Genomic DNA, 15,266 nt, shown 5'->3' on the forward strand with positions numbered 1-15,266 from the left:
TTCAAAGCGACCTAATGTAAGTCCTAATCGGATCGTCAATCTTTCTATCTACTCTCTTGACTGCATACAGTTCAGAGCCGTCAACTTGAATAACGTTGATATCTTCCAATGTGACTGACAAATTATTTTTCCAATTTAAAAAGCAGTAGTTACTATACGGCATTTTACTTAATGGATAGTCTTTAAAGATTAAAGATGGGAATATTACTTCTTCACTTGCAATTCTAAACATTGGAAAACAAGATGGTATAATTCCATTTAAAAACGATAACCTTCTGGTAACAATTCGTTTTGCAATATTATTATACAAAGTCCTTAGTTCTGATTTTCTCTTACATAAATAAAAAGACAAAAATTTATTATAGTAGTCAACAACTGGTTTAGTGAATAAAATACCCATCAGCTCTCGAGGATACAAAACACCTTCAGGAGGAATTTTATGGATTGTTTTAATATTAAGCTTATGGAACAATCTCTTTATTGGTTTACAGTATTGAAGATTAAATAACTGATTGTCGTTTTTTATGGTTTTAACCTCATATTCTGCTTTCTTCATTAACCCAGTAACTTTTTGATAGTTTAATTCTTTTACAAAAAGTTGATTACTACCTACAATAGAAAAGTATTTATATTTAATACCTTCTCTCTCTATCAGTAATAAGTTACTGTAATGAACAAAAAATAAAGTTTGATCTGATAGACCTGTACGAAGACTTATTTCATTTACAATCACATTCCTATATTGAGATTTAATAAGTTGAATAAAGTCTTGTTTTCTTTGGAAAGAATGGCTTAAATGAACAATTATAAAACAATTTGGAACAAAATGATTAGTGTTTTCGATTAAATCTAGTGCACTTTCAAAATCATCATGTATAGCAATACTAAATAAAAAATCAACGTCTTGCATAAAAAACAATCCAAATTAAAATATAGAAAAAACTGAGTATACACAGAGCCCAAAATAAAGATGGAAAAAGGCTAGATAAGCTTGAACGAGGAAGCATTATTATCTTTGTAAAAATCGCATAGAAAATAGCTCTAACATATATATTCCTCTTGCCAAAAGCTTCAAAACCAACAATAAACCCACAAAGAAAATATGACAAAATCGCAAATAGAACATAATTTCCTATTGATAGATAATAGAGATCTCCTAATACACTCCATCCTAACCCCATACCTTGAGAGTAGAGATCCGAATTTACTTTGTTAGAGAAATGATGAGCAAGAGACAAATCTTGTAGAGGGACGTAATCAAATATATTTGCTACATGCCCGTATGCTGGAATAAAGAGAGAGAGCAAAGCATCGACAGGAACAGACTCGAGTGACGTCACTGCTATATTAAACAGTAAAAATGTACTTCCTTGAGAAGCTAAGAAGAGACCTAATATGTCTTTAATACTAGTCAGATCGAACTTAATACCAGCTCTAGTCGCTGCTACATATTGAGCTAAGAATATTAAAAAACCAACTAAAACTGTTAGAATAATAATTGACTTGGGCTTTAATCCTTTTCCATCACGCGAATACCTTACATAAACTAACAGGATTACGATCATAAAGAAAAGACCTCTAACCCCAAGAATAAGATAAAATACAGATATGGAAATAAGCGAAATATAGCTTAATTTAACTAAGAATTTCCTTTTTGAAACAGAAAGTAGTCCAAACGCCATAAACAGCATTAATTGAAAGTAAACTTTTATATTGGAACTATATTCAGCCACATTCTGGTCAGAGTATAGCTCAAGAAAGTTTCCTCCTATTAACCCACGCAATTTATACATATCATAGGCATAATATACCAAACATGATAATAGTATTATAAGACCAATTACATCTGTTCTTGATGTGCTTTTTAGACAAGCATCCTGAGAATTAAAATTATATCGAGAAATTTGATGCCATGTAAAACTAAGCACACTAATGAATATAATAAGATACAAGGATGTTGCACGTAACTGTTCAAAAGTGACGGTCTCGTACACCATATAAGTTGTACGAAACACAGAATCGTTCAGGAGCAGTATGTAAGCAAAGAACCTACCACAAAGAAAGACAGAAATGGTCAACATCAATATGACATAGATGTTAATTTTTCTATATGAACTTCTGACTGCATCTAGAGAAAATATTAACGTATGACAAATTACAAATAACGATATGGCTAGGTAAGAAGAAATTTCAAAACCAAAGAATAGCAAAAAGTATAATAAAATAGCCATTATGCTATATAGTAATAATTTCATTTTCTAATCATCTTTGACATAGTATGTTTAATATATTTGAATGAGTTTTTTATATTTAACTTAGTAAGTTCAAGGTAAAAAGGAAACTTAGCTCGTTCCAAATAGTACTTTAAAAGCTCATTTGATGACCAGAGATGGATTGTTTTAAATTTGCTGTCGAATACTCCATACCCAGAAAAAAACTTTTCCTTAAGAGAAAATGCAATCCTTGCATTTGATATAGTATCGACATTGTAGACAAAACCAGTTTCATGGTTGTAGATTTTCTTGTGCATTCCGAGTATATCTGAAAGCTCATAGATCACTCTATTCTCTGCGAAATATCTAGAAGCATCATACGAAAGGCAGGGTAATATTGTTTCATTATAAATATTTTTTGCTATCGACTTTGCAAATCTATTACTTACTATATAAATATTCCCATAGATGTAGTCGGATTCTCCTTTATATGAAACTCTAGTTCCGATTAAATCATGGTTTGCCAAGAAGCCATTATTTATTAGCGGCTTGACAAACAAAGTATCAGAATCAACTTTGGCGCAAAACTCTGACGAGCTATCGTCCATAGCGTATAACATAGCTTTTGCCTGAGCTGCAATTGTATCAATTCCATTACCGTTTTTAGGAGATTGACCTAGAGGATGCTTTTCAACTTTACAGCCTAATGAAGTCAACGCCATTCTTTCTTCTTTACAAAAAGTACTTTCAGGATCTTCAAAAATATAGATATTTTTATGGTCCAATTCAGTGTCAATAATAGACTTGACACTAGCAACGAGAAGATTGTAGTCTTTTGAATAGGAAAAATATACGTAACACCAATTTTTTACTCTAGACGTCATAATTTTTTTTGAGATCCATGAATCTTTTTTGTTTGTTTGTTTGCCAAATCTTACTGTCATTGATAGCGCGAATGAAATTTTCGTCGCTAGATCCATCGCCAAATTCTTTCACAGGCTCACATTTAATATTAGGTAACTCTTGAATAGCCTTTAGGATATCTTCTTTTTTCTCTATTACATTTTTTATTGACTGAGCATTAGATCTATTATTTTGACGAGAACCAAGGTTAATTGATGGTTTTCCATAAAAAGGAACTTCCCTTACGCCAGCACTTGAGTTTCCTATCATAAACTCTGACATTTTTAATAATGTTAAAAAATACTCAAACCTAATGCTAGGAAAAATGCAGAACCTGTTATTATCTTCTAGTCTAGATAATTCATCTATTATTATCTGAGAACCATGATCATTATTTGGGTATATTACAACATAATTCTTTTGACTTTCAATTAACGCATCAACTGTGTTAGATATATTAACATTTAAATCGTTAATTTCCGTAGTCACTGGATGATACATAAATACAGAGTACGTTTCGAAAGGGATATTATACCTTTCCTTCACTTCTTTTAGACTCGGTAAGTTTGAAGAAATCATTATATCTAGATCTGGCGATCCGATCGTATATATTGTCGACTCACACTCACCAAGTTGTATAAGTCGGTTTTTTGCTTCTTCATTAGCAACAAAGTGGAGGTGGGACATCTTTGATACCGAGTGACGAATTAATTCATCGATAGTACCCGACACCTCTCCTCCTTCAACGTGAGCTACTAAGATGTTATTTAGAGCACCGACAATAGCCCCAGCCATAGCCTCAACACGATCTCCGTGTATAACGATCATATCAGGACCAAGTTCTTTTACATAATCAGATAGACCTTGGATAGTTTTCGACAGTACCACATCCATTGAATCAAAACCATTTTGGTTGATATACCGATACGTCGATTTAAAGCCAGCTTTGTCTACCTCATTAGCAGTCATGCCATATTTAGCCATCATATGCATGCCAGTAATAAATATGTGAGCTTCAAGCGCAGGGTTCTCTTCTACTTTTGAAATTAAACTCTTTAATTTACCAAAATCAGCGCGAGTTCCCGTAAGGAATAACATTTTTTTCATTTAAGTAACATGCTCTTTTTTAACTGAACGTCTGCCGGAATTGTGGTCTTCGCAGTTCTACCGAGAAGAGATTCATAGTCTTCGGCCAAGAAATCCCCAGTACCAGGGCGCTTAACCCAAAGGTTTTCACGAGTCAAAAGCTCCCCTTCTTTAATTTCTTCTACCGTGACCACACTTGCATAGGCGAAGTCAATTGTCACTTGCTCTTCCTTTGCAGCCTCTTTTTTCCCACCACGCATCTGTGCCATTCGTTTTGATTGCTTAATTAACTCGGCACATTCTCTTGCATCCATAGAACAAACTATATCCGGACCAGGTCGACTTTTACAATCAGTAAAATGACGCTCCAATACAGAAGCTCCAGCAGCAACGGCTCCTAAACAGGCTAGATTATCAATACTATGATCTGATAGTCCGACAACCGCGTCTGAAAAGGCTTCTTGTAATTGCTCCATCGCACCAATACGAATTAGATGGTCAGGAGTAGGATACAAATTGGTAGTATGCAATAAGCAGAAAGGCGTATTGTGTTTTCGGAAAATATTGACTGCTTTCTCTATAGATGGAATATCATTCATTCCAGTACTAAGAATGATTGGCTTACCAAAACTAGCAATAAGATCTAACAATGGGTAGTTATTACATTCCCCCGAGCCAATTTTATATGCTGGAACATTCATTCTTTCTAGGCGAAGTGCTGCCGCTCGAGAGAATGGTGTACTAATAAATATAGCCCCTTTGGACTCTACATAGTCTTTCAGCTTAGTCTCATCCTCTTCATTTAATGCGCAACGTTCCATAATTTCATAAATTGAGACATCCGCATTACCAGGGATAACTTTCTTAGCCTCTCCACTCATTTCATCTTCTACTACATGGGTTTGATGTTTAATTACTTCAGCCCCCCCCTCAATTGCAGCGTCGACCATTTCAAAAGCAACTTTCAGAGAACCTTCATGGTTAATACCAATTTCTGCAATTACTAAAGGGTCATAATCTAAACCAATTTTACGGCCGGATATTTCAAACACTGGATTATTCATTTTCTTTTTCCTTCATAATATTTTCTGCGTATTTTAGTTCAGCGATAGTATCGATGTCGATAGAATCCTCTTTCGACATAATGTAGGGATAGACCTTGCTTGTTGGAAACGTATTATTTTCTTTAAATGCTATCGTGGAAAATGCGTATATAGCACCATTGGGCTGATAAGCAACTGGGAGATCCTGCCGCCTCATATAAGGAGCTTCATCGTGATATAAACCTCTGATAGAGCCGTCTTTATTCTCAACATAAGACTTAAAAGGCGTATGTTCTGGCTCAAAGACACTAATTATCAAGTTTGCATTGTTTTCTTCAAAATTTTTTAGTGCTTCGTCTAAGTGACCCGAGTTCCGCAATGGTGAAGTTGGTTGCAATAAGACCATATTATCGCAAAATACATTATTTTTACTAAACCAACTAATCGCATGATTTATAACTTCGATACTACTCGAGTTATCTAAAGCTAGTTCTTTAGGTCTATTTATAATTTCAGCTCCATAAGCCCTACTAATTCTTGATATTTCCTCATCATCTGTTGATACAAAAACCCTTTCTATTTTAGAGCATTCAACCGCAGCTTTGATAGTCCAAGCAATCAACGGTTTACCATTCAAATCAAGAATATTCTTTCTTGGCAAACCTTTAGAGCCACCACGTGCGGTAATTAAAGCAACAAAACCTTTCATTTATTTAATTTTCACTATAGCTTGTTAAAAATAAAATCAAAAACAACATATTATAATGTTAAGTTTCATTTAACAACTCAAAAACCAATAATCATTAATTTTGAGATTATATAATGAACCAAGATTCCTATATTAATAGAATTTAATATAAATAACATTAGCAATTTAATTGAAAATACTAAAATAAATCGACTACCAAGTGGTAACACTGATCAGTAAGAAATAAAAATAATTTATTCACTTATCCACAGAATGTCATATAAGAGTTATCTGACGTTTTGTGTGGCAGCCTTAAGTTAATTATAATATGTAGATAGAGTATATTATCGTTTCGAACAACATCAAAATGAAATATTATCAGTCTGTTTTAGTCATCAAACAAATGACTAAGTGTTTCACTATCACGCTCTAAATTAATTGCAACGGCTGACGGATAAGGGTTAGTAGCTGAGTAATCGTTAATTAAATAACGTCGAGTGTGTGGCAGGCCAAACAAACAACGATCGACTCGAACACCAAATTTAGCAAGCTCGTTAACTGTGTATTCTATCGCACTTTCTGGACGAGAGGAGGTTAAGATTAAGAATAAGCCTCCGTCTTTTTGGAGCTCAGCGATTTTTAATAAATTTGCTTCAAGACCAGAAGTTTTCCAGCCGCTTTTCGCAAACTTACTACCATTTTTAAGTAGCACTCCATCTACATCACAAAAGACGGTAAGGTGTTTTTTACAATAGTGGCGATATTCGCGCAACGTCCCCCAATCTAAATAGTCAGTTGCCGTTTTACGAATAAACTCCTCATTCGACATTAGCATTTTGTAAATGACATGTGAGATGTAGACCTCACTCTCAGAGGTAATACTCTCAAACGTTTTACAAAAATCATTCGCTGAGCGGAAACTATAACCGCCACAACAAAAATAGTTACTAATAACTTCTTTTTCCACAATGTTAGAAATAACATCAAGAGAATCTACTTCGACATAGCTCTTGTTCTTTGCATCGACCAACTCAATATCATTGAGATCGATAGTGGCAACGGAGTTGATTGGCTCAGGTGAACAAGTGAAAAGGTTGTCGCAATCTTTGATAAAGATAGCGCCTTCAATATTGCCTCGCTTAATCGCTTGATAAATTGTGTCAGATTGAGATGACGTGGGCTCATCTAGAATAACAAGCTCGGGTTTAATACCACTACTTTTAAAGAAGCTTTCTAATACCATCTCCTCAGATGTATATTTTTCAAGGTGCTCTTTTAGACATACGATGACAACGCGATCAAATACATCTAAATCGATATTCTCAATTGATTTCTCAATCATGAGTTTGCCATCAGGCATAGTTAATAGCCACTTAGGACGCATATTAGGGAATCGTGAAGAGCGTCCGGCGACGGGAAGAATTAACGTAAACATAGTTATCCTTTTATCTTGCGCATGGTTTTGATCATTACGTTGTTGAACCAATCAATGGTAACATTGTCTTGTTCCTGAATATAAGGAGCAATTCGCAATATAGTTAAAGTCTCTATAATTCTCATTTCATAATAGAAAAGTCGATTTAACGTCTTTAAAAAAGAAGGCATTGCATGCTCACAAAATATCTCACCCTTAATGCGAACACTGGTTTTTTCTTTTCTAAAGCTCCATCCATATTCAAAGTCCTGTATAAGCTTAGCTGCATCTTGGAGGGGACTATTAATTTCACAAGTAAGAAAATCAAATAATACAAGTTCATTTTCTTCTGTGACTTTGAGGTTAGATAGCGTCAAATCTCCATGGCACTCTCCCATAGGCATTACGAGGTCATTACGACAGTATTGTTTAAAATCCATGATATGGGATTTAAGATCAGGAAAAATGTGCCACTTACCAGTCAAATTTGTTGAAATTTGCTCTATTTTATCAATCACATTTTTAACGGGATAGCATTGATCTTCACTTGCCGTAACACTTTTAATTAGATAAAAATCCAATGCCGTTTTCAAGTTCCTCGCAACAACTTTTGACCCTTTGTAAGCAACTTGTTCCCCACCTAACCCTTCAATATAAGGCATTGTAATAGATAGCTCATTCGGGCTATGTATAATATCAGTAACAGGAATAGCTATAATGTTATAACTCGGGGTTTTAATTGGTTTGAAATAACTTTGTTTTTGTATCGCACTATGATTTTTTTCTATCGCAGCATTTATTTTTTTTCTAACAAAATAATTACCATCACTTTGGAAAACCTGTAACGTAGCCCCAGAATGTGATGCAGCTTGTATTTTTTGCGTTATATCTATCATTAGCCTAGCCCACTTAAAATATACTTACGTCTCTACTATTGAATTATACCTAAAATATAATTGATACTTTCGGGACGACCAAAGATAGTCGCCTATTTTGACCAACTTTGTCTAATAAATTTCTTAGTATCCACCGAGAATCTAACGCTTAGTATTCCCCTTTCTAAATGCAAACAGAACGAACACTATTGATAGTCCTAGCATACCGCCAAGAGTGGTACCCAACACACAAATCATTGCTCGTTTGGGGCCATCTTTAAGCTCCGGCACCACTGCAGGGTCTACTACCTTAAAGATGAACTCTTCTTGCACTTCAGCTAACATCAAGCTTTTAGTTTGCTCTTCAATCAGCTTGTAGAAGGTACTTTGCATATCTGCAACAGCCGTTTTTTGCAACTGAGTATTCAGGTAAGTCAAGTTTTGTGATGTTTCTTTAATTGTACGCTCACGCATAACTTTATTGATATCATCAATAAGCCAATTTACCCATTGTTGAGCAACATAAGGCGAATAGTGTTTCACTGACACTGTGTATAAACCGCTGTCTTTATCTTGACTGATGTTTAGTACTTCTTTTCTAAACACTTCAAATGCTTCTTGCGCAGTTGGCTTTGCTCCCCTTAACCCATCTGGTTTTCGCAACCAAACACTTGTACCAGAGTTATAAACCTCATCATCAAGAATAAGTTTATTATTTGCCAGATCCCAACCTTTTGCGGCCATCAACGGAACGAGTAAATTATGCTTTTTGATGAACACTTCAATAAATTGGCGCGATTTCATTACTTGTACAGCTAACTCAGTTTGAGAAGACTCACTTCCCCCAAGATTAACACCCGCCAAAGCAGCTAACCCGCCAAGCTGACCTGCCATTTTTGATAATCCACCACCGTTTGAGCTTTCTGCTGGAGCAAGAAGCGCATCCGCTTTGTAGATATTCGGAAGGCTCATAGCATAAAGCACAGAGCCAATAGCAAAAATAAATGTTGTTGCGATAACTATCCATTTGCCTTTCCATAGAGCTTTGAACAGTTCACGCAAATCGATTTCATCATCGGAGGATTGGGGTTGAGGTGGGTATGGTAGATAATTTGGATTGGGTTCTTTTTGTGGTTCCATTGGTCTTTAATCCTAAGCTCTGAGGTTCGTTATACTGGACTCAGAGATTGGTGAAATTTGATAGATTGTACTCCGACTTTCAAAACACAACCGCGTTGTGACAAGATTCCTAGTCTCGCTTCGGCTCGCTGGAATGACGGGCTACGGCTGGATAATGCCACTATTGGTGTTCAGAGTAGTATTTGCCGTTTTGATTAATAATGTTCATAAAACTGAGCTTATGTAACTTCAATCGTTACATAAGCTCTTGCTATTATTGCATTTCTAATCTTGTTTTAAGCTGATTGGAATGACCTTGTCGTTCCTTATTTCAACGCGTTGATCGCTACACCTGTTTGGTAAAGGATTTGCGTAGCCGCAGTCCAAGTGCTCAATGCATCGCGGTAGTCAGTATCGATTGGGACAACGATCGTATCGCCAGCTTTTAGCTCTTCATGATTATTACCAAACCAGTAACCTGATGTTGGTTTATAAACCGAGCCGTCTGCACGTACTACGAAGATACGGTCTTCGTCTGCTTGTTTTTTCGCGCCACCAGCTTTGTTCAAGTAATCATCCACATCTAGCTTGTTATCCAGTAGGTATGTAATAGGAACTTGAACTTCACCCATAATGGAAACCGTATTACGGAAGGTCGGAACAAATAGGAAGTCACCATCTTCTAACATAAAGTCCGCAGAACGCTCGTCTTTTAGAATGCGATTAAGCTGTACGACCATACGACCAAGAGCTTTGCTGCGACTTGCTTCTTCAACAAACTTCAGTGTCTTATCTGGGTCAGAGATCACCGACCCCATATTACTATCAGCGCGGAAGGTTTTCTTCGCAGTTTCTGCTCGCATATCTGCAGCATATTGGTTTAGTAGCTTTTGCTCTTGAAGGCGTAAAGCCTCACGAGTGAAGATAGCCCCTTGCGGATGTGCGAATTCGGTTAAACCACCAGCACGTTCTAATAGTTCACCCAAGGTTTCGCCCTGACGGACAGTATAAGTACCAGGGAAGCGAACTTCACCTTGCAACGTTACCGTGCTTTGCAATTTGACGTTTGGCTTCTCAAGAATATTTAAACGGTCTCTGCCAACAATAATGGCATCGTCAGCGGTACTGCCCTTGATGGCTTGGCGCAAATCAATACGCTCAACATCAATAGAAGCGCGCTCATCTTTACTGTTGATCACTGTGCGAGCTAACTCGGCATTGATAGTAAATGCGTTATAAGTTAAGCCACCCGCAGCTTCAATTAACGTAGAAATCGTCATACGTGGAGTTATTGGGTAACGCCCAGGATGTTTTACCTCACCGAAGACTTCCGCAATTTGCGGAGCCAAACCCAAACGCGATTGCTGTTGAAGTTGCAGCAATACAGGAGCAAGCAACGTACGACGCGTATTTTGTTTTAATGCTTCAAAATCGTCTTTAGTGATTTCTTTGCCACGGAACACGATCTTTGGTTGTTTTAAATCTTTTTCTAGTGGCGCTGCAGAAGAAACAGCCACTGACGAGCTCATCACTTCTTGCTCTTTTAACTGCTCTTGTTGTGCTTGAAGTTGAGCTTGCTCTAAGGTTTTCGCTTTGGTAACGGTTTCTTGATCCGCTAATGTATCCAAATCTTCGTTATTGAAGCGGTTAAATACCAAGACTCGATCGCGAGAGTTGAGCTTCAAGTTATCCTTACTCGTTGGAGAAAGAATCGCATTTGCAAGGTTAACTTGGTAAACCTCGATATCGCGTTGAGGGTTAATCTCACGTACAACAATGGCGTAGCTTACATCTGCCGTAGAATTAAATGAGGTATCAACGGATTGGAATAAATCTGCAATACGTAGACCGCTCCTCCACTCTATAAAGCCCGGATGACGAACATCACCTTCAATTTGTACGTAACGGGTCAGCTCTTCATTTTTCTTAAGCACATTAACCGCATCACCATCTTTGACTTTGGTTTGTTGGTCATGTGACTGGCTAAAGTTCAGTGTTAAGGCATCACGAGCACCTTTAGCGGCGTAACGCTTCACCTCGATTTGATCGCTATAAGCATTAGCCGTAAAACCGCCAGCCATTTGAATCGCTTGCTTATAGGTTTCACCTGGTTTGATTTCATAGATTGCAGGGCGGTTTACTTCACCATCGATTGAAATCGTGTTACCCAATGCACCGATGAAGACCACGTCTCCTGGTAGCAAGCGGATGTCATTACGCGCATCGCCTTTGAGTAGCAGGTCGTACATATCCAGTTTACGAATTACCTGACCATTGCGCTTAAGTTGCACGTTACGAAGGGCGCCACTCTCACTAAAGCCACCACTGTAATAAATAGCTTGAGAGATCGTAGTTAGGGCACTCACCGTGTAAGCGCCAGGCTTGTAGGCATCACCCATCACAAAAACTTGCATGGTGCGCATTTCACCCAACGAAATATCACTACGAACCCCGATCATTTGCTCTTTTACACGCTGGTTTAAAGAATCGCGCACGTCAGAGAATGTCATCCCCGCCACTTGAACAGGACCAAGAGAAGGGAAATTAATGATACCAGCGCGATTAACACGAAGACGATGCGTCGTGTTCTCTTTACCAAACAGTTGGATAACGATTTCATCACCAGCTCCTACCGTGTAGTCAGCCGGAACAGGCACATCACTGATTGGTGCAAACGTCGTAGGTGAACCTGCAAACAAATCTAAACCAAAACGCTTTAGACCTTGCTCGTCTTTTTCGGCGTCGTTTACTTTTGCTTCAGTCGCGCTGCTAGCAACCGGACGTTGTTCAATCACTTGAGGATTTTGGTAACTGCTTGGCTGAGACGAAGCGCCGGATGGAATAGAGATACCATACTTACTCGCCAGTGCTTGTTGCTGGTCAGCAGGTAAGTTCTGAAACATCTGAATTTGTTCTGGGGTTGGAGTCTGCGCATTAGTAAGCGGCGCAAATAGGCTTGCCAGAATACAAGCACCTATCAAGAAATATCCTTTGAGCATGATAATTCGCTATTTAAAGTCAGGAGTTAAAAATCCTAGCCACAAAACTAGGCGCTAGGTCTTTAATTAAAATCGGTGTTGGAAACCAAGAGTAAGTGCGTTCAAGCGAACCTGATCTTCAGATGTACTGTCAACAAACTCAAAGACAACCGCATTCTGCTTGTCTAAAGCGTAATGCATCCCTAAACCAAAGCTAAAACCTTGATCTTTATTTGAGCCTGCATTTTGTTGGTCGATCTGAACGCTCGAATAACCGGCAAGTCCGTAAAGTGCGATACGTTCAGAGACGGGCATGTTCAACTTGATAAAACCACTCGCGAGGCTGTCTACTGCCAGTCCGCTGTCTCGTTGTACAGAGGTTCCATAGCGCGCTTCAAAAGCAAGGTAATCATTGAAAAAGTAACCAGCTTGCGCTTGAAGAAGGAAAGGGTTTCCCTCGGTTACCGAAGAAGAGGAATAATGAAATTCGGCGTTAGAGTAACTGACTAACGCACCAGCATAAAAGTCTGCTGAGGCAGAAAATGAGCACAAGCCTAAGCTGATTGCACTCAACGCTCCTACCCATGGTCGTTTATTAATCACGTAAGTGTTCCTTGAGTGTCGACTGTTCGCTGCACATTATGAATGACGCGCGCAGTGAGTGTCTGTTAACTTTTGTCAATTTCGTTTGTGCGTTTCCACGCTACCGCCCGGCGGCATTAAGCGTTAGCCACTGTTCGCTGATTCCCGATTCGTTCGGTTATTGATATAACTATTCTTTTTAAGCCTCACTTTTGCGACTAATCGTTCAAAAAAATAGTCTTGATAAACGCTACACAAAAGCTGGCAAATTATGCATGGATTAGCGCAAAACGGCAAGAGGGTGGAACCTACTCAAAACTCTGTTTATGGTTAGCTAATTCTTACGGATGAGAAAATCATTGGCTGTCAGCGACTTAAAACAAGATATAACGGGAGTTGCGTTAAATAAAAATCGTGAACGTTTGCGTGAACTCTGAGGTGGCTTAAACTTAAGTAGTAGAATACGCATTTTTATTAAATACGATAATCACAACTGAGCAACCTTCAATTCTTCCACGTTCTTTCTTTAGCGTTAGGTAAATTCGCATAGGAAACTATTTACATGCTGATTGTTTTTTAACTAAAATGAGAAATGGTGTGTGATAAACAGACCAAACATCGATGTTTTAAAATCTGAAATACAAGGATTAATAATGAAGAACACAGCTCTAGCTATTCTTATGGCTCTAAGCGCATCAACTGCATTTGCAGCGACTGAAGCTGGTACTACTGGTACAGCAGCAGCATCAGCAACTGGTACAACTGCAGTAGCAGTAGGTGCAGCAGCAGCAGTAACTGTAGTAGCAGTTGCAGCGTCAGATAGTGACTCAACGACAACTACGACTACTAGTGTTAAAAAATAAGCAAGCCTAGCTTGACTTATATATCGCCCTGATTTCTCAGGGCGATTTTATTTGTAATGAGGGAATGATGAACACCTTTCTATCGCTAAAATGGATGCGCTTACTTATTGCCCTACCTTTACTGAGCTCAATCTTTGGCTGTACACAAAAATTTAATGACGTATCCGCGACAGTCCAAGAAGCTTATGGCAACTACATCGATGTCGAGCTAACTCCAGAAGAAATTGAAGCAGTTCCTTATGCTAGTGCTTACTTAAAAATTGGTGACCAAAAACAGGTATTCGTAGTGTTGGCCTTTGCTGAGCTAAACCCATTAACTGGCAATACCCAATTAAAGTGGGTAAGTGCGGACAAGGCAATGGTGGTAACAGAGAACGGTCATATTGTTAAAACTATTGGTTTGCAAACCACCAATCTAGCAGGCATTTATGGCAACGTTCCTGCCTACTCAGCGCCCTCTGCACAATATTCTCTTTCTTACGATTGGTCTGACAAATACCGTTATGGATTCCCGGCTAAAGTCCAGCGTTCTCGTCAAGGTAAAGAAACCGTCATCACCCCTATTTCATCTACCTCTACTGATGTTTATAGCGAGGTTGTAACGTTTACCAGCTTAGAAAAAAGTGTAGAGAACCAATACTGGGTAAACGGTAAAGGAGAAGTAGTGAAAACACGTCAACACTTAGGTCCAAACATGGTGCCCGTTGAATTGACGATTCTGAAAGGGTACAGCAAATCATGAATAAGCGACTGCTATCTTTATTAAGCCTAAGTTTAACGGCAACGATTCTGGCGACACCTACTACTGTTCAAGCTCAAAACCACCCCTCTTCACCGCTTAATGTTGAACTTGTCGGAACGGGCAAAGCATTGCAGTTCCAACAAGCGGCGCGTTTAGAGAGCGTACTTAAGCATGCACAAGAACAACAAATCGCCCTACAATACCCTTTAGCTGTGACTCTATTTGATAATTCCGAAACTGCAGTGCAAAGAAGTACTGCCTTAAAAAATTCGGTGTTGAACCAAATGATTCAACATAATTTAGTTGCGCACCCATTTTACAAGTTTATCCAACGAAGCCAGTTTGCACCTCGCGTGCTGTCGGCCATTGATGTTGATCGCATCCGTCTGGATAAATTTGATAACCCTCTTTTACAAGGTCAACTTGCGTTAAGTGCACCAAAACGCAAAGAGAAAGTGCTGTATGTGGGTAACTTGAAAAAAGTCTACGCAGTAGAAAACCAAGGAGGTATCGCTCTGCATGAACAGGTCGATAATCTACGTTCAGGTGATATTGGTGAGCTCGCCTATCCGCCAGTCCTGATTTACCCGGATGGCAAGGTCGTTCATCCTCACCATGGCAGTTGGTTAACCACTCAATATTACTTGCCACCACTTACCATGGTGTACATCCCATTTGATGAGTTCGAAACATCACAAATGGATAAAGACATTGTCGCTCTGCTTGCACAACGTAAACCAACCTCATCGAAGAACTAAAC

14 protein-coding genes are annotated in these 15,266 nt (G+C 38.4%); 3 read left to right on the forward strand and 11 right to left on the reverse strand.

Annotated elements, in window-relative coordinates:
• Position 1: 1 nt before the first annotated feature.
• The 11 genes from OH463_RS07930 to OH463_RS07980 all read right to left on the reverse strand — a co-directional run bounded on the left by OH463_RS07930 (position 2) and on the right by OH463_RS07980 (position 12,922).
• On the reverse strand, positions 2–910 hold the full coding sequence (locus OH463_RS07930; protein WP_269990958.1) for a hypothetical protein: 909 nt from the start codon (positions 908–910) through the stop codon (positions 2–4).
• Positions 897–2,255 carry an O-antigen polysaccharide polymerase Wzy gene (gene wzy / locus OH463_RS07935; protein ID WP_310957475.1) on the reverse strand — a complete coding sequence of 453 codons (1,359 nt, stop codon included), beginning with the start codon at positions 2,253–2,255 and terminating at the stop codon, positions 897–899. The genes OH463_RS07930 and wzy overlap by 14 nt, the downstream gene beginning before the upstream one ends.
• Entirely contained in the window at positions 2,252–3,193 is a 942-nt protein-coding gene (locus tag OH463_RS07940) for a hypothetical protein (protein WP_269991005.1), read from the reverse strand. The genes wzy and OH463_RS07940 overlap by 4 nt, the downstream gene beginning before the upstream one ends.
• Positions 3,087–4,223 (reverse strand): UDP-N-acetylglucosamine 2-epimerase, encoded by a 1,137-nt coding sequence (gene neuC, locus OH463_RS07945; RefSeq protein ID WP_232658354.1) that lies wholly within the window; start codon positions 4,221–4,223, stop codon positions 3,087–3,089. Before neuC ends, OH463_RS07940 begins: the two co-directional genes overlap by 107 nt.
• The gene (locus OH463_RS07950; RefSeq protein ID WP_225463578.1) at positions 4,220–5,266 is read right to left on the reverse strand and encodes an N-acetylneuraminate synthase family protein; all 1,047 of its coding nucleotides are present in this window, start codon (positions 5,264–5,266) and stop codon (positions 4,220–4,222) included. The genes neuC and OH463_RS07950 overlap by 4 nt, the downstream gene beginning before the upstream one ends.
• Positions 5,259–5,954 (reverse strand): acylneuraminate cytidylyltransferase family protein, encoded by a 696-nt coding sequence (locus OH463_RS07955; RefSeq protein WP_269990959.1) that lies wholly within the window; start codon positions 5,952–5,954, stop codon positions 5,259–5,261. The genes OH463_RS07950 and OH463_RS07955 overlap by 8 nt, the downstream gene beginning before the upstream one ends.
• A 367-nt stretch (positions 5,955–6,321) precedes the next feature.
• Positions 6,322–7,368, reverse strand: coding sequence for a hypothetical protein (locus OH463_RS07960; protein ID WP_069545012.1), 1,047 nt, complete (start codon positions 7,366–7,368; stop codon positions 6,322–6,324).
• 2 nt (positions 7,369–7,370) lie between these two features.
• Positions 7,371–8,243: a phosphotransferase gene (locus OH463_RS07965; protein ID WP_232658351.1), complete on the reverse strand. Its 873-nt coding sequence runs from the start codon at positions 8,241–8,243 to the stop codon at positions 7,371–7,373.
• A gap of 141 nt (positions 8,244–8,384) precedes the next feature.
• Positions 8,385–9,362, reverse strand: a complete 978-nt coding sequence (locus tag OH463_RS07970) for a Wzz/FepE/Etk N-terminal domain-containing protein (protein ID WP_269990960.1) — start codon at positions 9,360–9,362, stop codon at positions 8,385–8,387.
• A 305-nt stretch (positions 9,363–9,667) separates the two neighbouring features.
• Positions 9,668–12,340: an SLBB domain-containing protein gene (locus OH463_RS07975; RefSeq protein WP_269990961.1), complete on the reverse strand. Its 2,673-nt coding sequence runs from the start codon at positions 12,338–12,340 to the stop codon at positions 9,668–9,670.
• A 66-nt stretch (positions 12,341–12,406) separates the two neighbouring features.
• Positions 12,407–12,922, reverse strand: coding sequence for a porin family protein (locus OH463_RS07980; protein WP_269990962.1), 516 nt, complete (start codon positions 12,920–12,922; stop codon positions 12,407–12,409).
• 632 nt (positions 12,923–13,554) lie between these two features.
• Here OH463_RS07980 and OH463_RS07985 point away from each other — a divergent pair.
• From OH463_RS07985 to OH463_RS07995, 3 genes are all read left to right on the forward strand, one after another.
• Positions 13,555–13,764, forward strand: coding sequence for a hypothetical protein (locus OH463_RS07985; RefSeq protein ID WP_005489730.1), 210 nt, complete (start codon positions 13,555–13,557; stop codon positions 13,762–13,764).
• A 67-nt stretch (positions 13,765–13,831) separates the two neighbouring features.
• Positions 13,832–14,506: a YjbF family lipoprotein gene (locus OH463_RS07990; RefSeq protein WP_269991001.1), complete on the forward strand. Its 675-nt coding sequence runs from the start codon at positions 13,832–13,834 to the stop codon at positions 14,504–14,506.
• The gene (locus OH463_RS07995; RefSeq protein WP_269990963.1) at positions 14,503–15,264 is read left to right on the forward strand and encodes a capsule biosynthesis GfcC family protein; all 762 of its coding nucleotides are present in this window, start codon (positions 14,503–14,505) and stop codon (positions 15,262–15,264) included. The genes OH463_RS07990 and OH463_RS07995 overlap by 4 nt, the downstream gene beginning before the upstream one ends.
• Positions 15,265–15,266: the final 2 nt, after the last annotated feature.

It is taken from the genome of Vibrio sp. NFR (genome assembly GCF_027587095.1).
Lineage (GTDB): Bacteria > Pseudomonadota > Gammaproteobacteria > Enterobacterales > Vibrionaceae > Vibrio > Vibrio harveyi.

Bases quoted from the DNA above. Each gene is read 5' to 3' on its own strand.
- neuC (WP_232658354.1), bottom strand. From the start codon at position 4,223: ATGAAAAAAATGTTATTCCTTACGGGAACTCGCGCTGATTTTGGTAAA.
- OH463_RS07960 (WP_069545012.1), bottom strand. From the start codon at position 7,368: ATGTTTACGTTAATTCTTCCCGTCGCCGGACGCTCTTCACGATTCCCT.
- OH463_RS07965 (WP_232658351.1), bottom strand. From the start codon at position 8,243: ATGATAGATATAACGCAAAAAATACAAGCTGCATCACATTCTGGGGCT.
- OH463_RS07930 (WP_269990958.1), bottom strand. From the start codon at position 910: ATGCAAGACGTTGATTTTTTATTTAGTATTGCTATACATGATGATTTT.
- OH463_RS07990 (WP_269991001.1), top strand. From the start codon at position 13,832: ATGAACACCTTTCTATCGCTAAAATGGATGCGCTTACTTATTGCCCTA.
- OH463_RS07975 (WP_269990961.1), bottom strand. From the start codon at position 12,340: ATGCTCAAAGGATATTTCTTGATAGGTGCTTGTATTCTGGCAAGCCTA.
- OH463_RS07970 (WP_269990960.1), bottom strand. From the start codon at position 9,362: ATGGAACCACAAAAAGAACCCAATCCAAATTATCTACCATACCCACCT.
- wzy (WP_310957475.1), bottom strand. From the start codon at position 2,255: ATGAAATTATTACTATATAGCATAATGGCTATTTTATTATACTTTTTG.
- OH463_RS07985 (WP_005489730.1), top strand. From the start codon at position 13,555: ATGAAGAACACAGCTCTAGCTATTCTTATGGCTCTAAGCGCATCAACT.
- OH463_RS07950 (WP_225463578.1), bottom strand. From the start codon at position 5,266: ATGAATAATCCAGTGTTTGAAATATCCGGCCGTAAAATTGGTTTAGAT.
- OH463_RS07940 (WP_269991005.1), bottom strand. From the start codon at position 3,193: ATGGATCTAGCGACGAAAATTTCATTCGCGCTATCAATGACAGTAAGA.
- OH463_RS07955 (WP_269990959.1), bottom strand. From the start codon at position 5,954: ATGAAAGGTTTTGTTGCTTTAATTACCGCACGTGGTGGCTCTAAAGGT.
- OH463_RS07995 (WP_269990963.1), top strand. From the start codon at position 14,503: ATGAATAAGCGACTGCTATCTTTATTAAGCCTAAGTTTAACGGCAACG.